Annotated in this window: 21 protein-coding genes and 1 pseudogene; 16 read left to right on the forward strand and 6 right to left on the reverse strand. The window is 60.1% G+C overall.

Going from position 1 to position 20,717, the window contains the following annotated elements:
- Together PSCI_RS15260 and PSCI_RS15265 are read right to left on the reverse strand one after the other, a co-directional pair.
- Positions 1–459, reverse strand: a complete 459-nt coding sequence (locus PSCI_RS15260) for a tripartite tricarboxylate transporter TctB family protein (protein ID WP_045488385.1) — start codon at positions 457–459, stop codon at positions 1–3.
- Between the two features lie 60 nt (positions 460–519).
- Complete coding sequence (locus PSCI_RS15265; RefSeq protein ID WP_045488388.1) at positions 520–1,500, reverse strand: Bug family tripartite tricarboxylate transporter substrate binding protein; 981 nt, start codon at positions 1,498–1,500, stop codon at positions 520–522.
- Between the two features lie 434 nt (positions 1,501–1,934).
- Between PSCI_RS15265 and PSCI_RS15270 the strand changes: the two genes are divergently transcribed.
- Positions 1,935–2,609 carry a response regulator gene (locus PSCI_RS15270; protein ID WP_045488390.1) on the forward strand — a complete coding sequence of 225 codons (675 nt, stop codon included), beginning with the start codon at positions 1,935–1,937 and terminating at the stop codon, positions 2,607–2,609.
- Positions 2,599–3,975: a sensor histidine kinase gene (locus PSCI_RS15275; protein ID WP_045488392.1), complete on the forward strand. Its 1,377-nt coding sequence runs from the start codon at positions 2,599–2,601 to the stop codon at positions 3,973–3,975. The genes PSCI_RS15270 and PSCI_RS15275 overlap by 11 nt, the downstream gene beginning before the upstream one ends.
- Before the next feature lie 68 nt (positions 3,976–4,043).
- Here the strand turns inward: PSCI_RS15275 and PSCI_RS15280 are convergent, their stop codons facing one another.
- The 3 genes and pseudogenes from PSCI_RS15280 to PSCI_RS28655 form a co-directional block, all read right to left on the reverse strand.
- Positions 4,044–4,865 (reverse strand): HDOD domain-containing protein, encoded by an 822-nt coding sequence (locus tag PSCI_RS15280; RefSeq protein WP_045488394.1) that lies wholly within the window; start codon positions 4,863–4,865, stop codon positions 4,044–4,046.
- A 64-nt stretch (positions 4,866–4,929) separates the two neighbouring features.
- Positions 4,930–5,871 carry a CAF17-like 4Fe-4S cluster assembly/insertion protein YgfZ gene (ygfZ, locus tag PSCI_RS15285; RefSeq protein WP_045494396.1) on the reverse strand — a complete coding sequence of 314 codons (942 nt, stop codon included), beginning with the start codon at positions 5,869–5,871 and terminating at the stop codon, positions 4,930–4,932.
- Between the two features lie 266 nt (positions 5,872–6,137).
- Positions 6,138–6,317: pseudogene (locus PSCI_RS28655) on the reverse strand (IS200/IS605 family transposase); the annotation flags it as partial.
- A gap of 37 nt (positions 6,318–6,354) precedes the next feature.
- Here PSCI_RS28655 and PSCI_RS15290 point away from each other — a divergent pair.
- The 3 genes from PSCI_RS15290 to PSCI_RS15300 are packed head-to-tail and all read left to right on the forward strand — an operon-like array spanning position 6,355 to position 8,170.
- A complete protein-coding gene (locus tag PSCI_RS15290; protein WP_084709986.1) occupies positions 6,355–7,425 on the forward strand; it encodes an RNA-guided endonuclease InsQ/TnpB family protein in 1,071 nt (356 codons plus the stop codon).
- Between the two features lie 57 nt (positions 7,426–7,482).
- Positions 7,483–7,737 carry an FAD assembly factor SdhE gene (locus PSCI_RS15295; protein WP_045488395.1) on the forward strand — a complete coding sequence of 85 codons (255 nt, stop codon included), beginning with the start codon at positions 7,483–7,485 and terminating at the stop codon, positions 7,735–7,737.
- Complete coding sequence (locus PSCI_RS15300; RefSeq protein ID WP_045488397.1) at positions 7,721–8,170, forward strand: protein YgfX; 450 nt, start codon at positions 7,721–7,723, stop codon at positions 8,168–8,170. Before PSCI_RS15295 ends, PSCI_RS15300 begins: the two co-directional genes overlap by 17 nt.
- A gap of 14 nt (positions 8,171–8,184) precedes the next feature.
- Here PSCI_RS15300 and nadB read toward each other — a convergent pair whose 3' ends face one another.
- Positions 8,185–9,801: an L-aspartate oxidase gene (gene nadB, locus PSCI_RS15305; RefSeq protein WP_045488399.1), complete on the reverse strand. Its 1,617-nt coding sequence runs from the start codon at positions 9,799–9,801 to the stop codon at positions 8,185–8,187.
- A 477-nt stretch (positions 9,802–10,278) separates the two neighbouring features.
- Between nadB and rpoE the strand changes: the two genes are divergently transcribed.
- The 11 genes from rpoE to pdxJ all read left to right on the forward strand — a co-directional run bounded on the left by rpoE (position 10,279) and on the right by pdxJ (position 20,611).
- On the forward strand, positions 10,279–10,860 hold the full coding sequence (rpoE, locus tag PSCI_RS15310; protein ID WP_045488402.1) for an RNA polymerase sigma factor RpoE: 582 nt from the start codon (positions 10,279–10,281) through the stop codon (positions 10,858–10,860).
- Positions 10,861–10,892: 32 nt separating this feature from the next.
- Positions 10,893–11,477 carry an RseA family anti-sigma factor gene (locus PSCI_RS15315; RefSeq protein WP_045488405.1) on the forward strand — a complete coding sequence of 195 codons (585 nt, stop codon included), beginning with the start codon at positions 10,893–10,895 and terminating at the stop codon, positions 11,475–11,477.
- A gap of 17 nt (positions 11,478–11,494) precedes the next feature.
- The gene (locus PSCI_RS15320) at positions 11,495–12,460 is read left to right on the forward strand and encodes a MucB/RseB C-terminal domain-containing protein (RefSeq protein ID WP_045488408.1); all 966 of its coding nucleotides are present in this window, start codon (positions 11,495–11,497) and stop codon (positions 12,458–12,460) included.
- 307 nt (positions 12,461–12,767) lie between these two features.
- Positions 12,768–14,198: a DegQ family serine endoprotease gene (locus PSCI_RS15325; protein ID WP_045488412.1), complete on the forward strand. Its 1,431-nt coding sequence runs from the start codon at positions 12,768–12,770 to the stop codon at positions 14,196–14,198.
- Positions 14,199–14,370: 172 nt separating this feature from the next.
- Entirely contained in the window at positions 14,371–16,167 is a 1,797-nt protein-coding gene (lepA, locus tag PSCI_RS15330; RefSeq protein ID WP_045488415.1) for a translation elongation factor 4, read from the forward strand.
- Positions 16,168–16,177: 10 nt separating this feature from the next.
- Positions 16,178–17,035 carry a signal peptidase I gene (gene lepB / locus PSCI_RS15335; protein ID WP_045488418.1) on the forward strand — a complete coding sequence of 286 codons (858 nt, stop codon included), beginning with the start codon at positions 16,178–16,180 and terminating at the stop codon, positions 17,033–17,035.
- A gap of 80 nt (positions 17,036–17,115) precedes the next feature.
- Complete coding sequence (locus tag PSCI_RS15340) at positions 17,116–17,493, forward strand: DUF4845 domain-containing protein (RefSeq protein WP_045488421.1); 378 nt, start codon at positions 17,116–17,118, stop codon at positions 17,491–17,493.
- Positions 17,490–18,179, forward strand: coding sequence for a ribonuclease III (gene rnc, locus PSCI_RS15345; RefSeq protein ID WP_045488424.1), 690 nt, complete (start codon positions 17,490–17,492; stop codon positions 18,177–18,179). Before PSCI_RS15340 ends, rnc begins: the two co-directional genes overlap by 4 nt.
- Entirely contained in the window at positions 18,172–19,074 is a 903-nt protein-coding gene (gene era / locus PSCI_RS15350; RefSeq protein ID WP_045488427.1) for a GTPase Era, read from the forward strand. The genes rnc and era overlap by 8 nt, the downstream gene beginning before the upstream one ends.
- A 59-nt stretch (positions 19,075–19,133) precedes the next feature.
- Positions 19,134–19,817 carry a DNA repair protein RecO gene (recO, locus tag PSCI_RS15355; protein ID WP_045488430.1) on the forward strand — a complete coding sequence of 228 codons (684 nt, stop codon included), beginning with the start codon at positions 19,134–19,136 and terminating at the stop codon, positions 19,815–19,817.
- A 50-nt stretch (positions 19,818–19,867) separates the two neighbouring features.
- Positions 19,868–20,611: a pyridoxine 5'-phosphate synthase gene (gene pdxJ / locus PSCI_RS15360; protein WP_045488433.1), complete on the forward strand. Its 744-nt coding sequence runs from the start codon at positions 19,868–19,870 to the stop codon at positions 20,609–20,611.
- The last annotated feature ends 106 nt before the right edge of the window (positions 20,612–20,717 follow it).

Raw genomic sequence — 20,717 nt, forward strand, 5'->3', positions numbered from 1 at the left:
TCAATTCTCCAGAACGCTGAGCAAGCCCAAGGGCAGGGGAACGTCCATGGCTTTATCGAATAGCAAGTAGAGGCCGATGCTCATCAGGGTGACCACCACGGCACCGGGCAGCCAGCGGCCGCCATACAGCCTGGCCATGGGAATGCCGATCAGGACGCTGCTGAGAATGAAGCCCAATGGTTCGAACAAGCCGGCAAACACCAGCAGCAGGCCGATGCACACCGCGATCTTGACCAGGGTTTCACGATCCAGTGGCGGTTCGTCCTCGGTATGGACGATGGGCGTGGGACGAAACAGCATGTACAACAGGGCAGCGGACATCAGCCCCAGCATCAGCAGCGGGAAAGCCCGTGGGCCCACCGGTTCGTAAGAAAATGGCGCCTGATAAGGCCAGGCCATCAGCGCCAGGGCCGCACATACCAATAGCAGCACGGCAGCAAGAAGTCGTTGCAAGACCATGATGATCTCCTGCGTTGCGCCTCTTGAGACGCAACGGCTAGTCAGACAAGTGGGTTCTGATTACTGAATCAGGCCAAATTCCTTGGCCAGCAATTTGTAGTCAGCCACCTGTTTCTTGACGTAGGTATCGAGCTCGGCGCCGGTCATGGCAAACGGGAACAGCTCGCGCTGGTCGCGCAGTTTGGCGAAGTCTTCCGAGGCCAGCACTTTGTCGAACGAGGCTTTCCACCAGTTGTAGTCTTCGTCGCTGACTTTCGGGCCGAGGTAGAAACCACGCACCACCGGCCAGACAATGTCGTAGCCCTGTTCCTTGGCGGTCGGGATGTCTTTCATTTCCGGCTCGTCGATGCGCTTGTCGGCGAAGACGGCCAGCAGCCGCATGTCACCGCTGAGGATGTGCGGCATCGAGTCGGAGATGTCGGTACTGCCCACCTGAATGTGGCCGCCGAGCAGTGCCGTGGCAATTTCGCCACCGCCTTCGAGAGCGACATAGCGCAGGGCGCGCGGGTTGATACCGGCGGCCTTGGCGATCAGTGCCGTCTGCATCCAGTCCTGGCTGCCGACGGTGCCGCCGGAGCCGATCACTACTTTGCTCGGGTCGGCCTTCAAGGCTTTGACCAGATCGTCGAGGTTCTTGTAGGGCGAGTCACTGCGCACGGCGATGGCGCCATAGCTGGTGCCTACGGCTGCCAGCCAGCGTACAGCGTTTTCATCGAAACGACCGAATTTGCCCTGCGCCAGGTTGAGCAGCGAGCCGCTGGACCAGGCCACCAGCGTACCGGCATCGGCCGGCCGCTGGGCGACCACCGCGTTATAGGCTACCGCACCCACGCCACCCGGCATGTAGGTCACGCGCATCGGCGAGGTGAGAATCTTCTCGTTGATCAGCGCGCTTTGGACCAGCTTGCAGGTCAAGTCAAAGCCGCCGCCGGGGGAGGCCGGCGCGATGCATTCGGGGCGTTTGGGTTCAGCAGCGAACAACTGGCTGGCCATCAGCATGGCGCCGGCCGCGAGGGCAAGATGGTGCAAGGGTCGTTTCATGGGGCAGTCTCCTGAAGCGTTTCTTGTTTTTAAAGGGTGAAGCAGGGCTGCTGAGAAAATCTCAGGCAGCAGCGTGCACCGGTGTCATCACTGGCATCGGAATTCTGGAAGACGGGATGTAGACAAATGGGGGCGGTGTACCGCGAGCGCAGCGCATCGTGCAGTTCGGGTCAATGAGCGCGCAGCCATGCATGGCGTGGTCATGAGTAAATCCTTTTTATTTTTCTTGTTATGCAGATGCTCGTTGGCACCTTGTGGAACGCTCAGCTTTTCGGGCGTTTGCGCGATGCTAAATCACCAACCTTTCACTAACCTTTCAATGTTGGTTGCCAAATGAACCAAGCAACCTCAAATTGTTTCGGGGCTTCACAGCCATGTACGCCCCTGTACACTCCAGCCGACTCACCCCCTCAAAGGCATTTCTGGAGACCACGATGCGCGTGCTGTTCGTCGAAGATCATCTGCAACTGGCTGAAAGCGTATCCCGGGCGCTCAGGTTGGCCGGGCTGACCGTCGATGTTTTGCACGACGGCGTGGCGGCAGACCTGGCGCTGAGCAGCGAGGAGTATGCAGCGGTGGTGCTGGATGTCGGCCTGCCGCGCATGGACGGTTTCGAGGTACTCGCCCGCCTGCGCGGACGCGGGCGTCACACACCGGTGCTGATGCTCACCGCGCGCAGCGATGTCAAAGACCGCGTGCACGGCCTGAACCTGGGCGCAGATGATTACCTGGCCAAGCCGTTCGAGCTGTCCGAGCTCGAAGCCCGGGTCAAGGCGCTGCTGCGGCGCAGTGTGCTGGGCGGTGAGCGGCAGCAGCGCTGCGGTGCGCTGGTCTACGACCTGGATACCCGGCGCTTCACCATCAACGGCGAACTGTTGACCCTGACCTCCCGTGAGCAGGCCGTGCTGGAAGTGCTGATTGCCCGCTCGGGAAGGGTGATGAGCAAGGAGCAATTGGCCGGCCAGGTGTTCGGCCTGGATGAAGAAGCCAGTCCGGATGCGATCGAGATCTACATTCATCGGCTGCGCAAAAAGCTGGACGGCCACTCGGTGGCCATCGTGACCTTCCGCGGCCTGGGCTATCTGCTGGAAAGCCGCGATGCGCAATGACAGCCTGCGCTGGCGGTTGCTCTGGAGCCTGGCGCTGCTGCTCACGGTACTGATGCTGGCCAGTGGCATGAGCGCCTACTGGAACGGTCGGGAAGTGGCCGACACCGCCTATGACCGAACCTTGCTGGCCTCGGCACGGACCATCGCGGCCGGCCTGACCCAGCGTGATGGCACCCTCAGCGCCGAGATTCCCTACGTGGCGCTGGATACCTTCGCCTACGACAGCGAAGGGCGCATCTACTATCAGGTCAATGACATCAACAAGCGTCTGATCTCGGGCTTCGAGAATCTGCCTTCACCGCCGCCCGGCACCTTGCGCACTGATGACTACCCGGCGCTGGCCAGCTTCTATAACGGTGTTTATCGTGGGCAGGATGTGCGGGTGGTGAGCCTGCTCAAGCCGGTCAGCGAGCCGGGCATGAACGGCATTGCGGAAATTCGTGTGGCCGAAACCCAGGAGGCGCGGGTCGGCATGGCTCGCAGTCTGATGGCCGACACTTTGTTGCGGCTGGGGATGCTCGGTGCCGGTGCCATGTTGCTGGTGTGGTTCACCGTCAGCGCCGCCTTGCGTCCGTTGGAGCGTTTGCGCAGTGCGGTGGAAGACCGTCAGCCGGATGACTTGCGGCCACTGCCGATGGTCGAGGTCCAGCACGAATTGCGCCCGCTGGTCAGCTCGCTGAATCACTTTACCGAACGCCTGCGCCATCAGTTCGAACGCCAGGCACAGTTCATCGCCGACGCGGCCCATGAGCTGCGCACCCCGTTGGCGGCGCTCAAGGCCAGAGTCGAGCTGGGCCTGCGCGAGCATGACCCGCAGCAGTGGCGCAGCACGCTGGAGTCGGCGGCGCAAAGCACCGACCGGCTCACCCATCTGGCCAATCAGTTGTTGTCACTGGCGCGAATCGAAAACGGCGCACGGGCGATTGCCGAGGGGGGCGCGCAGACCCTTGATCTCAGCCAGTTGGCCCGTGAGTTGGGCATGGCGCTGGCGCCGCTGGCCCATGCCCGGGGCGTGGCCCTGGCGCTGGAGGCTGACGAGCCGGTCTGGCTGCGTGGCGAACCCACCCTGCTCAACGAATTGCTCAGCAACCTGCTCGACAACGCCATGGCTCACACGCCTGCTGATGGCAACGTCGTACTGAGGGTCATCGCCCCTGGCATTCTGGAAGTCGAAGACGACGGCCCAGGCATCCCTGAAGCAGACCGTGAGCGGGTATTCGAACGCTTTTATCGGCGTAATCAGCAGAGCGCCGGAACTGGCCTGGGCCTGGCGATCGTCGGCGAGATCTGCCGGGCGCACCTGGCGCAGATCTCGTTACATGACGGGGAGCAGCGGGGCTTGAAGGTGCGGGTGAGTTTCCCGTAGGAGGGGGCGGGCGGCGATCCGCTTCAGCCGCGAAGCGTTCTCTGTAGCGGCCACGCTGCAGGGTGCGGTCAGTACAGCATCCTGCTGGCCTCATCCATGTGCACGCTCAGTTGTCCGCCAGCCGGGTCAAGCCCTAGCTGGGTAAAGGCCGGAAGGTCGACGATGTCTACCTGGGCCAGTGGATGGCTGGTGCCTCTGTTGATGTGCGCGCTGGCCACTTGTACCAGGTCGATGTAGTCCGCCTTTTTCGATACCCGCTGCAGATTCTGGAACTGGCTTGGCACATTGGCCAGCGACTCCTGGAAATCCCAGGTGCATAGCAGGCGTTCGCCGATGGTCGGGTGGATATTGTCGATGACATGGTTGAGGCTGACCGGATCGGCCAGCAGCTCGAAGTGGTCTTCGGCATAGGTCAGGATCGGCAGGATCCCGATCAGGTGTACCAGCCCGGCCAGGGTGGCCTGGTCCGGCTTGAGATGATGATGCCGCTGGCTCAGCGAATAGCAGATGCCGGCCACTTGCAGGCTCTGTTGCCAGATTTCGCGCATCTTCTGTTCGATCACCGGCGACTTGGCGTGGAACATCTGCTCCACTACCAGGCCGATGGCCAGATTGCTGGTGTAATTCACGCCAAGACGGCGAATGGCCGAAACCACGTCGCTGATCTCTACCGCACCACGCAGCATCGGGCTATTGGCGACCCGGATCAGGCGCGCCGACAGTGCTGTGTCATTACCGATTACCCGGCTGAGTGCGGCCACACTGATCTCGGTATCTTCCGCAGCCTGACGAATCTTCAGAGCTACCTCCGGCAAGGTTGGCAGGAACAAGGCATCCCGTTCAATCGCTCTGATCAGGGCCTTTTGTACCTCGGCAGCCATGTTGCTCATGTCAAATCTCGTAGCTGTGGGCTTTTATATGTATGCGGCGGGCTTGCAGGCCCGCCGGATTGGCTCAGCGCTGGATTTCCAGCTTGCTGTCCAGGCTGTAAGGCAGATCCAGAAGCTCCAGGGCCGGGCCTTCGGCACTGCCCAAGTGAACCTGGCCGCCCTCGATGGCGTTATCCTGCAGTACGGCCAGCAGTTCAACGCCGCTGGCGGCCCGTGCGGCGATCACCACATTGCCTACTGCGCTGGCATGCACCGGTGAAAACAGCGCGGCGCCCGGCTCGGGGATTTCCTCGGCTTGCAGGCTCAGGCGATACAGATGACGCTTGAGCTTGCCCAGGTATTGCATGCGCGCGACGATTTCCTGGCCGGTGTAGCAACCTTTCTTGAAACTGACCCCGCCGACTGCCTGCAGGTTGATCATCTGCGGGATGAATTCTTCGCGGGTCGCGGGCATCACCTGGCCAATACCTGCGCGGACCTGGCCCAGCAACCAGTCGTTGAGCGAGCCTTGCGGCAGTTGCGCAACCAGCTGTGCCTGAACCTGCTCGGCCTGTTCAGCCTTGACCCAGAGTTCGGCCCGGCCAGGGCTGACCCGTGTGGCGAGCAGCTCATTGACCTGCACTAGGCTGTCGGTTTCGGCCGGCAGTTCCAGGCCCAGGCTGTTCAACACCTGATCGCCATCTTGCAGGCCGAAGCGCACCCAGGCAGCGCTTTCGTCGGTCAGTTTGGATTTGGAAAACACCGCATACTTGCGCAGGTCCAGCAGTTGCGGCTCGATCAGTTCGCTGGCCATGGCCAGCAGGCAGCCATCGGCTTCAAAGAGGATGCGGAAACTCGACTGCATCCGGCCTTTCTGGGTGCAGCGCGCGCCGAGCCCGGAGCGGGTTGCGCTCAGGTAGTTGATGTTGCAGGTCAGTTGCCCCTGAAGGAACTTGCCGGCGTCTACGCCGCGTACTGCCAGAACGCCCTCATGGGACAACGTGCAGAAAAAAGCTGATTCGGCCATGGTCATCGCAAAATCTAAAAGGAATGACCTACATCATAGTGGTCTGATGACGATAAAGGTATATGCAAGGCTTTTTGACCATCGGGGCGCGACAAGCCCCCGCCGTTCAGGGCGGGGAAGGATAGCGCGGACGGCGTAGCCGTCCTCGGTCGCAGGGGGCGGATGTCAAATAGCCTGATTCGAGCCAGGTCACCCTATGCGCGAGAAGCCTCGGGGTTTAGCCCGAGGTCGAGAGCGCGGACGCCGCAGGCGTCCTGGTTGGGAGTCTACTGTTCTTCGATGTATTGGCGCAGGATTTCAATCGGCACACTGCCGCAGCTAGAGGCGAAGCAGGATGGCGACCAGAGGACACCCCTTCGCTTGAGCCAGGGGTGGAAATCCCCGAACTGCTCACGCAGCAGTCTGGATGATACCCTCTTGAGTGAAGCCACCCGATTCGACAACGCCCCCCATAGCTGGAAAGACCAAACCATAATTCATTCCATGACCCACACCAAGACCCTAAAGCTCCGAATCAAAGACAAGCACGCGAAAACGCTGCTTGCGATGGCGCGCGAGGTCAATCTGGTGTGGAACTACTGCAATGAAACGAGTCATCGCGCCATCCGGGAACACCACCAGTGGCTCTCCGGTTTTGACCTGCAAAAGCTGACCAATGGATTAAGCAAATGCGACGGCGTGCAGATCGGCTCGCCAACCGTGCAGCAGGTTTGCGAGGACTACGCCAAGGCCCGTAAGCAGTTCAAGCGTTCCAGGCTCAATTGGCGGGTGTCCAGCAGGAGCAGCCCCAAGTACAGCCTGGGCTGGATTCCATTCAAGGCTCGTGCCTTGCAATACAAGAATGGTCAGGTTCATTTCGCCGGGTTCAGGTTTGGCCTGTGGGACAGCTACGGTTTAAGCCAGTACGCCCTGCGGGCCGGAAGTTTCAGTGAAGATTCCAGGGGGCGCTGGTATCTCAATATCTGCGTGCAGGTTGAGAGCAAGCCGTGCATCGGCACTGCCGCAGTTGGCATCGACCTGGGCCTTAAAGCGGCGGCAACAACGTCTGAGGGCCAGGTGCTGGTCGGGCGTGAATATCGCACCCTGGAGCAGAAGCTGGGCATCGCTCAGCGTGCTGGCAAGAGGGCACGTGTTCGCGCCCTCCATGCCAGGATCAGGAACCGGCGCAAGGATGCGCAACACAAGTTCTCAACCGCTCTGGTTGAGCGCTGCGCCGCCATTTTCGTTGGCGATGTAGCCAGCGCAAAACTCATCAAGACCCGAATGGCCAAATCCACGCTTGATGCAGGATGGGGCCAACTTAAGACAATGCTGGAGCAGAAATGCCAACGGGCAGGCGTTGTTTTTGAGGTTGTAGCCGAGCGCTATACCACCCAGACCTGCTCGTGCTGTGGAAGCATTTCCACCAGCAGTCCGAAAGGTAGAGCCGGTTTGCGAATAAGAGAATGGACCTGCGTGTGCTGCGGTACAGCCCACGACCGCGATGTAAACGCGGCCCTGAACATTCTCGCGGCGGGGCATCGCCGTCTAGCTGTAGGAATCCACGCTCTTTAGGGCGGGGAGGATGTCAAAAAACCTGTATACTCGCCGCCGGATTTCGAGGAGCGTTTCATGGTCGACGATGTAGAGCTCAATCGCCTGTTCTGGCACAGCCGTCGTGGCATGCTGGAGCTGGACGTACTGCTGGTCCCGTTTGTCCGGGAGGTTTACGCGAGCCTGAACGAGGTCGACCGCGCCTTGTATCGTCGGCTGCTTGAATGCGAAGACCAGGACATGTTCGTCTGGTTCATGCAGCGTGGCGAATCTGACGATGCCGAGTTGCAGCGCATGGTGCGTATGATCCTGGATCGTGTCCAGCCGAAGTAAAGCTTTCGAATGCCGTTGGCAGGCTTCCAGGAGTCTGCTGACGGCTTACCTTGTGGCCCAGACGCTGGCCTGCCTGGCTGTCTGGCTGCTTGATGTTCCCGTTCTGTTGACCCTGTTCGGCTGGCTGGTCTGTGCCGGGCATGCGGCCTGGGTCTTGCCCAGAGCCATTCTGCTCAGCCATGCCCGGGCCTTTCGGGGTGTGCGCCATGGCCGCGATGGCTGGCAGGTCTGGAGCGAAGCACGTGGCTGGCAGCCCGTGCAGATTGTTGCCGACAGCCTGGCTCTGCCGCTGATCATCGTCTTGCGCTTTCGTCCGCGAGCAGGGCAGGGTAGTGGCTGGTTGACCCGCTCTGTATGTATTCCCCGTGATGCGCTGGCGCCGGATACCCACCGACGCCTGCGCGTGCTGCTCAAGTTTGCCCGTTACGCTTGAGAGGTGTCCTTGAGTCAGGCGTTGTAGTTGGCAGGGACCAATACGGTATCAAGGGCTTCAGGCAGCAGTTGCGGATAATCCAGTGTGTAATGCAAGCCTCTGGACTCCTTGCGCTCCATCGCGCAGCGGATCATCAGTTCGGCCACCTGGGCGAGGTTGCGCAGTTCGATCAGGTCGCGGCTGACTTTATAGTTGCTGTAAAACTCGTCAATCTCATCGAGCAGCAAACGTACCCGGTGCTCGGCGCGTTGCAGGCGCTTGTTGGTGCGCACAATACCCACGTAGTCCCACATGAAACGCCGCAGCTCATCCCAGTTGTGCGCGATGATCACATCTTCGTCCGAGTCGGTTACCTGGCTGGCATCCCAGCCCGGCAATTGGGCAGGCATATCGATCTGGTCGAGTTGCCCCACGATATCCGCCGCTGCCGAACGGGCGTAGACGAAGCACTCCAGCAGCGAGTTGCTGGCCATGCGGTTGGCGCCGTGCAGGCCGGTACAGCTGGTCTCGCCGATGGCGTACAGGCCGGGGACGTCAGTGCGACCATGGCTGTCAACCACCACGCCACCACAGGTGTAGTGCGCCGCCGGCACCACCGGGATCGGCTCGCGGGTGATGTCGATGGAAAATTTCAGGCAGCGCTCATAAACCGTCGGAAAGTGCGATTTGATGAACTCGGCCGGCTTGTGGCTGATGTCCAGATAAACGCAGTCGACGCCCAGGCGTTTCATCTCATGGTCGATGGCCCGGGCCACGATGTCGCGAGGCGCCAGTTCGGCTCGCTGGTCGAAACGCGGCATGAAACGTTCGCCATTGGGCAGCTTGAGCACCGCACCTTCACCGCGCAACGCTTCGGTGACCAGAAAGCTCTTGGCCTGCGGGTGATACAGGCACGTGGGGTGGAACTGGTTGAATTCCAGGTTGGCCACCCGGCAGCCGGAGCGCCAGGCCATCGCAATCCCGTCGCCTGAAGCGCTATCCGGGTTGCTGGTATAAAGGTAGACCTTGGCCGCGCCGCCCGAGGCGAGAATGGTGAAGCGCGCTGCATGGGTGTCGACTTCGCCGCTGTTGCGGTTGAGCACGTAAGCGCCCAGGCAGCGTTGGCCTGGCAGGCCCAGGCGCGGCTCGGTGATCAGATCGACGGCCACCCGCTGTTCGAGCAGCTCGATGTTGGGGCGTTGCCGGGACTGTTCCAGCAGGGTCCTGAAAATCGCGGCGCCCGTGGCATCGGCGGCGTGGATGATGCGCCGATGGCTGTGGCCGCCTTCACGGGTCAGATGAAACTCGAACCCTTGAGGCCGTTCGTCGCCTTCCCCGCCACGGGTAAATGGCACGCCCTGTTCGATCAGCCACTCGATGGCTTCGCGGCTATGCTCGACGGTAAAGCGCACGGCGTCTTCGTTGCACAGTCCGCCACCGGCGTTGAGCGTGTCTTCGACGTGCGACTGCACGGTGTCGGTATCATCGAGCACCGCAGCCACACCGCCCTGGGCCCAGAATGTCGAGCCGTCGGACAGGTCGCCCTTGCTCAGGACGGCAATGCGCAGATGCTCGGGTAAGGTCAGGGCCAGGCTCAATCCTGCCGCGCCGCTGCCAATGATCAGGACATCATGCTGAAAATGTTGGCTCATGTATGAATTCCGCGTAGAGCGGCCACTAGTATAAGTAAGGTGGGATCGGCACAATACCCGCGCTTTCATGGCATTGTGAGACCAGAGGCGGGTCCGGATTGTGCGCCAGACTCCGGGTGCGTGCATACCGTTTTTCAGTGTGGTCGTTGTCGATTGCCTGAGTGTCACTGCATGCAGGCGCTCACGCCTGCGGTTATTGGTGCAACGGGAACTTTTCAATGAGCCACGTGCTCAATAGCAGGATGCCTGTAAAGGGACAGCGTCGGCCATGCGCGAGCAGTATCCGCGGCTGATTCGACGTAAAGATTATTTGGCGCAGCCGGCTTCGTTCGTGCTGCGTTTTTCGTGCGGGGCAGCTCAGTGTCCGCAGGAAACTTTGCCTGAGGGGGGAGAACTTTTGTCAAAAGCCCGAGTCTATGTTTGCAAGCCTGAACGATGGCAGTTGCAACACTCCTTCAGGCTCAATGAGGAGTGTTCATGCTAACCCAGGAAGAGGATCAGCAGCTGGTAGAGCGCGTTCAGCGCGGCGACCGGCGAGCATTTGATCTGTTGGTGCTGAAGTACCAGCACAAGATTCTCGGGTTGATCGTGCGTTTCGTGCACGACACCCATGAAGCTCAAGACGTTGCGCAAGAAGCCTTTATCAAGGCCTACCGCGCGCTCGGCAATTTTCGCGGCGACAGCGCCTTCTACACGTGGCTGTACCGCATCGCCATCAACACGGCGAAAAACTATCTGGTGTCCCGCGGTAGGCGGCCACCGGACAGCGATGTGAAATCTGAAGACGCGGAGTTCTACGATGGCGATCACGGCCTCAAGGACATCGAGTCGCCGGAGCGTGCATTGTTGAGGGATGAGATCGAGGGCACCGTGCATCGAACCATCCAGTTACTCCCGGAAGATTTGCGTACGGCTCTAACTTTGCGCGAATTCGACGGTCTTAGTTATGAGGACATTGCGAGCGTCATGCAATGCCCGGTGGGTACCGTGCGTTCTCGGATTTTCCGCGCTCGGGAAGCCATCGATAAAGCCCTGCAGCCGTTGTTGCAGGAATCCTGAGACAGCGGCGCTAGCCAAGAGAGGAACCCGCCATGAGTCGTGAAGCCCTGCAGGAATCGCTGTCCGCGGTAATGGATAACGAAGCGGACGAACTGGAATTACGTCGGGTATTGAATGCCATTGACGATGCTGAGACTCGCGCCACCTGGTCGCGTTATCAGGTAGCACGTGCAGCGATGCACAAGGAGCTCCTGATGCCTCACCTGGACATCTCGGCGGCTGTATCGGCAGCGATCGCCGATGAGGCCTCGCCACTTAAGCCCGGTCGTGGTCCATGGCGGACTCTCGGTCGCCTGGCTGTCGCCGCATCGGTGACCGTGGCGGTGCTGGCTGGCGTACGTCTGTACAACCAGGACGAAATTACCGGTGCACAACTGGCCCAACAGAACCAGCAGCCAGTGAACCTGTCTGTCGCTCAGCCGCAAGGCCCGGCAGTTCTGGCTGGCTACACCACTGAGCAGGCCGGTCCTGCTGCCAATGGTGCGGTCGAAGGTCAGGCAGGTGCTGATGATCAGCGTGTGCCGGGTTATCTGCGCCAGCACGCACAACAGGCCGCACTGAAAGAAACTGAAAGTGCACTGCCTTATGCCCGTGCAGCGAGTCTGGAAAACCGCTAATACCGCTAAGGAAACCTATGCGAGCCACTCCTCTACTATTACCTTTGTTGTTCAGTGGATGGCTAGCCGTTCCAGCGTATGCTGACAATGCGCAAGATCTGCTCAAGCGTCTTGCGCAAGCCGAGCAGCAGCAAAGCTTTCAAGGGGCCTTCGTCTACGAGCGTAACGGTAGCTTCTCTACCCATCGCATCTGGCACAGGGTCCTTGATGGCAAAGTCCGTGAGCGTCTGCTCCAGCTCGATGGTTCTGCCCAGGAAATCGTGCGTGTCGATGGTCTGACGCAATGCGTCAGCGGCACGCTCGTAGAAGGGCTAGCCAATCTTCCGGACCCTTCGGGCCGGGTTCTCGATGCGCGTAAATTATCTGCCTGGTACGACATGAAAGTCGCTGGAACCTCTCGGGTTGCCGGGCGGCCTGCCACGATTCTGGTCATGTCGCCCAAGGATCAGCACCGTTACGGTATCGAGCTGCATCTGGATAACCAGACCGGCATGGCCCTCAAATCGCTGTTGCTCAGTGAGCGGGGCGTGTTGCTGGAGCGCTTCCAGTTTGTCGACTACGACTCTGCGCGGCCGATTGAAGACAAGGTCTTGCAAGCCAGTGGGGACTGTCAGCCTCTGCAGGTGGCAAAGAGCAAACCGGTTGAAAAGCCCGTGGTTTCCAATGCCTGGCACACAGACTGGCTGCCGTCGGGCTTCGAGCTGACCAATCAGTCGGTTCGCGAAGAGCAGGGCAGTCATGCGCGGGTCATCAGTCAGCTATACGGCGACGGTCTGGCGCGCTTCTCGGTATTTGTCGAGCCGGTTGACGGTACCCGGTCTTCTGACATTCGTACCCAGTTCGGTCCCACGGCGGTGGTGTCACGTCGTCTGGGCGTCGGGCAGAACGAGGCGATGGTCACTGTGGTCGGCGAGATTCCCGTCGGCACTGCCGAGCGTATCGCGTTGTCGATGCGTCACTCCGATACGCCTGCCAGTAAATGAGGCGAGCGGGCAGCCGTTGCGCAGAATGTAAAAGGTTTCACTTTGCGCCCGGCTGTCCTGCGGCCTACGATTTGCCTGAGCTGGAAATAAACCGCTGAAATGTTTGGTGAGCTTTGCAAGTTGCAATCAAACGCGTTTTTTTCTATAGGTCACAGCTTTGCAGCTCTGGCCTTTGTCGTTTCTGGCATTGTCAGAAATGAGTCCGGCCGGAATCTGAATCCAGAGCGCGGTGCCTGGGCCTAAGGGCCAGGTTCATGGAACAGTCGCTTTGTATTGCTTAACTTTGCTCGTCAGGAACGGGAGCCGTATGTCGATACTACGCTTGAAATCTTATTTCTCAGTCATGGCTGCTGTGCTGGTGCTGGGTCAGGCTGTTGCTGCTCAGGCCGAGGACCTGCCGGATTTCACAGGGTTGGTCGAGCAAGCTTCGCCAGCGGTGGTGAACATCAGCACCCGCCAGAAAATGCCAGAGCGTGGCATGGCCAGCCAGCAGATGCCGGATCTCGAAGGCCTGCCGCCGATGCTCCGCGAGTTTCTTGAGCGCGGCATGCCGCCGGGGCAGCGTGCGCCGGGGCGTGGCGATCGCCAGCGCGAAGCGCAGTCATTGGGGTCGGGCTTCATCATTTCCAATGACGGTTATGTGCTGACCAACAACCACGTGGTTGATGGTGCCGATGAAATCATTGTCCGCCTGTCTGATCGCAGCGAGCTGAAGGCCAAGCTGGTGGGGACCGACCCGCGCACCGACGTTGCAGTGTTGAAAATCGACGGCAAGGACCTGCCGGTCGCCAAGCTGGGCAGCACCACCAACCTCAAGGTCGGTGAATGGGTGCTGGCCATCGGCTCACCGTTCGGCTTCGATCACTCGGTGACCAAGGGTATTGTCAGTGCCAAGGGGCGTAGCCTGCCGAACGACACTTACGTGCCGTTCATCCAGACTGACGTAGCGATCAATCCGGGTAACTCCGGCGGTCCGCTGTTCAACATGAAAGGCGAAGTGGTCGGTATCAACTCGCAGATCTTCACCCGTTCCGGTGGTTTCATGGGCTTGTCGTTCGCCATCCCGATCGATGTGGCCATGGATGTTGCCAATCAGCTCAAGGCGACCGGCAAGGTCAATCGCGGCTGGTTGGGCGTGGTGATTCAAGAGGTCAACAAAGACCTGGCCGAGTCTTTCGGGCTTGATCGTCCGGCGGGTGCGCTGGTCGCTCAGGTGCTTGAGGACAGCCCGGCCTCCAAGGGCGGGCTGCGGGTGGGCGATGTGATCCTCAGTGCCAACGGCCAGGCTATTGTCATGTCGGCTGACCTGCCACACCTGATCGGTAACCTCAAGGACGGTAGCAAGGCCGAGCTGGAAGTGATCCGCGAGGGCAAGCGTCAGAATCTGACCATCACTGTAGGCGCGCTACCTGACGAGGGTCAGGAAGAAGGTATCCCGGGCACCGGCGCCGAGCGCAGCAGCAATCGCCTGGGTGTGTCGGTGATCGAGCTGACCGCCGAGCAGAAGAAGAGCCTGGAGCTCAAGGGCGGCGTGGTCATCAAAGAAGTGCAGGGCGGCCCTGCCGCGCTGATCGGCCTGCGTGGCGGAGATGTCATCACCCACCTGAATAATCAGGAAGTGGTGTCGGCCAAGCAGTTTACCGAGGTGGCCAAGAGCCTGCCGAAGAACCGTTCGGTGTCCATGCGCGTATTGCGTCAGGGCCGGGCCAGCTTCATTACCTTCAAGCTTGCGGAGTGATTCACTCAGGCTGAGAAGAAAAGAGGGCGGCGCAAGCCGCCCTTGTCGTGCCTGTAGCCGTCAGACATGGGAGGGCGTTGCGGCAAACGTGACGCCTGCGCTTCGCTTCAGGTACAATTCCCGGCTATTTTTCGGCGGGCGACCTGCCTGCGACTTTTTTGAGTGTTGATCCGTGAGTGATTTGAGTCATATCCGCAATTTCTCCATCATCGCCCACATTGACCATGGCAAGTCGACGCTGGCCGACCGCTTCATCCAGATGTGCGGCGGTCTGTCCGACCGTGAGATGGAAGCTCAGGTCCTTGACTCCATGGACCTGGAACGTGAGCGCGGTATCACCATCAAGGCGCACAGCGTCACCTTGTACTACAAGGCCAAAGATGGCATCACCTATCAGTTGAACTTCATCGACACGCCAGGCCACGTCGACTTCACCTATGAGGTCAGCCGTTCGCTGGCGGCCTGTGAAGGCGCACTGCTGGTGGTCGATGCCGGGCAGGGGGTTGAAGCCCAGTCGGTAGCCAACTGCTACACCGCCATCGAGCAGGGCCTGGAAGTGATGCCGGTCCTCAACAAGATGGACCTGCCGCAGGCCGACCCGGATCGGGTCAAAGACGAAATCGAAAAGATCATCGGTATCGATGCCACCGACGCTGTGGCCTGCAGTGCCAAGAGCGGCATGGGTGTGGATGAAGTGCTCGAACGCCTGGTCGCGACCATCCCGGCACCCACCGGCGATATCGACGCGCCGCTGCAAGCCTTGATCATCGACTCCTGGTTCGACAGCTACCTCGGCGTCGTGTCGCTGGTGCGCGTGCGTCAGGGCCGGGTCAAGAAGGGCGACAAGATTCTGGTCAAGTCCACCGGCAAGGTGCACCTGGTCGACAGCGTTGGCGTGTTCAACCCCAAGCACACTGCCACCGCTGATCTGAAGGCCGGTGAAGTGGGCTTCATCATTGCCAGTATCAAGGAAATTCTCGGTGCCCCGGTGGGCGATACGCTGACCCTGAGCACGACCCCTGAGGTCGATGTACTGCCAGGTTTCAAACGTATTCAGCCGCAGGTCTATGCCGGCCTGTTCCCGGTCAGCTCCGATGATTTCGAAGATTTTCGCGATGCATTGCAGAAGCTGACCCTCAACGACTCCTCCCTGCAGTACGCGCCGGAAAGCTCCGATGCGTTGGGCTTCGGTTTCCGTTGCGGCTTCCTGGGCATGCTGCACATGGAGATCATCCAGGAGCGTCTGGAGCGCGAGTACGACCTGGACCTGATCACCACCGCGCCAAGCGTGATCTTCGAGCTCAAGCTCAAGACCGGTGAAACCATCTACGTCGACAACCCGTCCAAGCTTCCTGATGTGTCGTCGGTAGAAGACTTCCGCGAGCCGATCGTCCAGGCCACCATTCTTGTGCCGCAAGAGCACCTGGGTAATGTCATCACCCTGTGCATCGAAAAGCGTGGCGTACAGCGCGACATGCAGTTCCTGGGCACCCAGGTACAGGTGCGTTACGACCTGCCGATGAACGAAGTGGTGCTGGATTTCTTTGATCGCCTGAAATCCACCAGCCGTGGCTATGCTTCGCTGGACTATCATTTCGATCGTTACGAATCGGCCAACCTGGTCAAGCTCGATGTCCTGATCAACGGCGACAAGGTCGATGCCCTGGCGTTGATCGTGCACCGTGACAACGCCGCCTACAAAGGCCGTGCGTTGACCGAGAAGATGAAAGAGCTGATCCCGCGGCAGATGTTCGACGTGGCCATCCAGGCTGCCATTGGTGGTCAGGTCATTGCCCGGACAACGGTCAAGGCACTCAGAAAGAACGTATTGGCCAAGTGTTATGGCGGTGACGTCAGTCGTAAGCGCAAGCTGCTCGAGAAGCAGAAGGCCGGTAAGAAACGCATGAAGCAGGTCGGTAACGTGGAGATTCCACAGGAAGCCTTCCTCGCAGTGCTCAGGTTGGAATAGTCAGGGTCCTATGTCGTCACTAAATTTCCCGCTGTTGTTGGTCATCGCTGTATTCGTCTGCGGCGTGCTCGCGCTGCTTGATCTGGTCTTCCTGGCGCCACGGCGCCGGGCGGCCATTTCCAGCTATCAGGGCAGCGTCGGTCAGCCGGACATGGCGGTCGTTGAGCGCTTGAGCAAAGAGCCGCTGCTGGTCGAATACGGCAAGTCGTTCTTTCCGGTGCTGTTCATCGTGCTGGTATTGCGCTCGTTTCTGGTTGAACCCTTCCAGATTCCATCGGGCTCGATGAAGCCGACCCTCGACGTGGGCGATTTCATTCTGGTCAACAAGTTCTCGTACGGTATCCGCCTGCCGGTGCTCGACAAGAAGGTGATCCCGGTCGGTGATCCGCAGCGTGGCGATGTCATGGTGTTTCGCTACCCGAGTGATCCGAGCGTCAACTACATCAAACGTGTAGTAGGCTTGCCGGGTGACCAGATTCGCTACACCAGCGACAAGCGGCTGTTCGTCAATGGCCAGCCAGTCGCCAGAACCCTGATTGGCAGCGAGCCGGGCACGCTGGGCAGCGCTGAGCTGTACAGCGAGAAACTCGGTGAGGTCGAGCATCAGATCCGTCAGGAAATGAGCCGCTACCGTACGCCGCCTGACACCGAGTGGAGTGTACCGGCCGGCCACTACTTCATGATGGGCGACAACCGTGACAACTCCAACGACAGCCGTTACTGGGATGATCCCAATATTCCCAAAGACGAGCAGGGCATGGTTCCGGACCGCAATATCGTCGGCAAGGCCTTCGCGGTCTGGATGAGCTGGCCTGAGCCCAAGCTCAGCCATTTCCCTACGTTCTCACGGGTAGGGTTGATCAAGTAATTACTGCGGCGCTGTTCGGACAGCGCCGTATGTCATTTGGGAATGTCTGAAGCATCAGTCAGACGGCCTTGGGGAAAAACATGACATTCAACAACAGGCAGTACGGGATGTCGCTGATGGGATTGTTGCTGTTGCTGGGGCTGATCGGCCTGGCAGTGACGATGGCACTCAAGACAATTCCTCACTATCTCGACTACTTTTCCTTGAAGAAGAGCATTCAGCTGGCCGGTCATCAACAAGCCCTTGGTATCGAAACTGTCGATGACTTCTATAGTTATGTCGGTAAGAACATGCAGGTCAATAACATCCAGGATGTAGATTTGAAAAAGGCGTTAAGCGTGAAAGAGGAAGGCGGCAAGTTCAGCGCCCACCTGAATTATGAGCAGCGTGAACATTTGTTTTTCAACCTCGATCTGGTTATCAAGTTCGACGAGCAATTCAGCGTGGCCAAACCGTGAGTGCACCCCTGAGTCGCCTGGAGCGTCAGCTCGGCTATACATTCAAGGACCAGGACCTGATGATCCTGGCATTGACCCATCGCAGCTATGCGGGTCGCAACAATGAGCGCCTGGAATTCCTTGGGGACGCCATCCTCAACTTCGTCGCGGGTGAGGCGCTGTTCGAGCGGTTCGTACAGGCGCGTGAAGGCCAGTTGTCACGCCTGCGTGCCCGGCTGGTGAAAGGCGAGACCCTGGCGCTGCTGGCCAGGGGCTTTGCCTTGGGCGAGTACCTGCGGCTGGGTTCAGGTGAATTGAAGAGCGGCGGTTTCCGTCGCGAGTCGATTCTGGCCGATGCCCTGGAAGCGCTGATCGGTGCGATCTACCTGGATTCGGACATGGCGACTGCGCGCGAGCGCGTGCTGGCCTGGCTGACCAATGAGTTCGACAGTCTGACGCTGGTCGACACCAATAAGGACCCGAAAACCCGGCTGCAGGAATTTCTCCAGTCGCGGGCCTGTGATCTGCCGCGCTACGAAGTGGTGGATATCCAGGGTGAGCCGCATTGCCGGACCTTCTTCGTCGAGTGCGAAGTGACCTTGTTGAACGAAAAAAGCCGCGGCCAGGGTGTCAGCCGGCGTATTGCAGAGCAGGTCGCCGCCGCCGCGGCCCTTATCGCCCTGGGCGTGGAGAATGGCAATGACTGAAACAAACGTGACCCGTTGTGGCTATGTCGCCATTGTCGGCCGCCCCAATGTGGGCAAATCGACCCTGCTCAACCACATCCTCGGCCAAAAGCTTGCGATCACTTCGCGCAAGCCGCAGACCACCCGTCACACCATGCTCGGGATCAAGACCGAGGGTGATGTACAGGCGATCTACGTCGATACCCCCGGCATGCACAAAAACAGCGACAAAGCGCTGAACCGCTACATGAACAAGACCGCCTCGGCGGCGTTGAAAGACGTCGATGTGGTGATCTTCGTGGTGGACCGCACGCGCTGGACTGACGAAGATCAGATGGTCCTGGAGCGTGTGCAATACATCGAAGGGCCGGTGATCCTGGCGGTCAACAAGACCGACCGTCTTGAAGAAAAAGCCGACCTGATCCCGCACCTGTCATGGTTGCAGGAGCAACTGCCCAACGCTTCGGTGGTGCCGATCTCGGCGCAAAACGGTCACAACCTCGAAGCGCTGGAGGCGGTGATCGCCAAGAACCTGCCCGAGAATGATCACTTCTTCCCGGAAGACCAGATTACCGACCGCAGCAGCCGCTTCCTGGCCGCTGAGCTGGTGCGCGAGAAGATCATGCGTCAGCTCGGTGCCGAACTGCCGTACCAGATCACCGTGGAAATCGAAGAGTTCAAGCAGCAGGGCCATACCCTGCATATCCACGCGCTGATTCTGGTCGAGCGTGACGGGCAGAAGAAAATCATCATTGGTGACAAGGGCGAGCGAATCAAGCGCATCGGCAGTGATGCCCGCCGCGACATGGAAGTGATGTTCGATTCCAAGGTCATGCTCAACCTGTGGGTCAAGGTCAAGGGTGGCTGGTCGGACGACGAACGTGCCCTGCGTTCGCTGGGCTACAACGAGCTTTAACAGGCCGTGCTCCGGCCATGCCCAGTCATGGCCGGCAATCTTCTTCTACGAGCTCTCCCATGAGCAATTCCAACGCTCAACCGGCCTATGTATTGCACAGCCGGGCCTACCGCGAAAACAGCGCACTGGTCGACTTCCTGACGCCGCAAGGCCGGTTGCGCGCCGTGCTGCGCAATGCGCGTGGCAAGGCCGGGACCCTGGCGCGACCGTTTCTGCCGCTCGAAGCCGAGTTTCGCGGCAAGGGCGAACTGAAGAACGTATTGCGTATGGAAGCTGCCGGCGTCGGTAGCTGGATGGTCGGTGAAGCGCTGTTCAGCGGCATGTACCTCAATGAACTGCTGATTCGCCTGCTGCCTGCCGAGGATCCGCATCCGGCGGTCTTCGAGCATTACGCTGCAACCCTGCTGGCGCTGGCCGAGGGCTTGCCGCTGGAGCCGCTGTTGCGTTCGTTTGAATGGCGATTGCTGGACGACCTGGGGTATGGCTTTGCCCTGGACACCGACACCAATGGCGATCCGCTGGAAGCCGGCGGCCTTTATCGGCTGCTGGTCGATGCGGGGCTGGAGCGCGTCTGGTTGCTGCAACCAGGTGTGTTCCAGGGCGCAGAGCTGTTGGCCATGGCGCAGGCCGACTGGAGTGCTCCCGGTACGCTGGCCGCCGCCAAGCGGCTGATGCGTCAGGCGCTGGCGGTGCACTTGGGGGGGCGCCCGCTGGTGAGCCGGGAGTTGTTTCGCAAGCCTTGAATAGGCTTTATGCTTTGCGGCCCGCTTCGTCCCATTTTCAGGAGTCCTCCGTGACCCAAAGCTCCCGCATCCTCCTTGGCGTGAACATCGATCACGTGGCCACGCTGCGTCAGGCCCGCGGCACCCGTTACCCAGACCCGGTCAAAGCAGCCCTGGACGCCGAAGAAGCCGGCGCTGATGGCATTACCGTGCACCTGCGCGAAGACCGCCGGCACATCCAGGACCGTGATGTGCTGTTGCTGGCCGAAGTGTTGCAGACCCGCATGAACTTCGAGATGGGTGTCACTGAAGAGATGCTCAGCTTTGCCGAGCGCCTGCGCCCGGCCCACGTATGTCTGGTGCCGGAAACCCGCCAGGAGCTGACCACCGAAGGCGGCCTTGATGTCGCAGGTCAAGAGGCTCGTATTCAGGCAGCGGTGGAGCGTCTGGCCAAGGTGGGCTGTGAAGTGTCGCTGTTCATCGATGCCGACGAGCGGCAAATTGCCGCATCCAGGCGTGTAGGGGCGCCGGCTATCGAGCTGCATACCGGCCGTTATGCCGATGCCCAGACGCCAACGGAGGTGGCCGAAGAGCTGCAGCGCATCGCCGACGGTGTGGCTTTTGGGGTGGGGCAGGGGCTGATCGTCAATGCCGGGCATGGGCTGCATTACCACAACGTCGAAGCTGTGGCGGCGATCAAGGGCATCAATGAACTGAACATTGGTCATGCGCTGGTGGCGCACGCACTGTTCGTCGGCTTCAAGGCCGCCGTGGCCGAGATGAAAGCCCTGATCGTGGCGGCCGCCCGTAACTGAGGTGGCTTTGTAGGGGCCGCTTTAGCGGCGAAGCCTTCGCCGCTAAAGCGGCCCCTACGAGGTTTTGTGTCAGGCGGTGGATTATCTTTTTCAGGCGAAAAGTGGC

This window comes from Pseudomonas sp. StFLB209 (assembly GCF_000829415.1).
In the GTDB taxonomy this organism is placed as follows: Bacteria; Pseudomonadota; Gammaproteobacteria; order Pseudomonadales; family Pseudomonadaceae; genus Aquipseudomonas.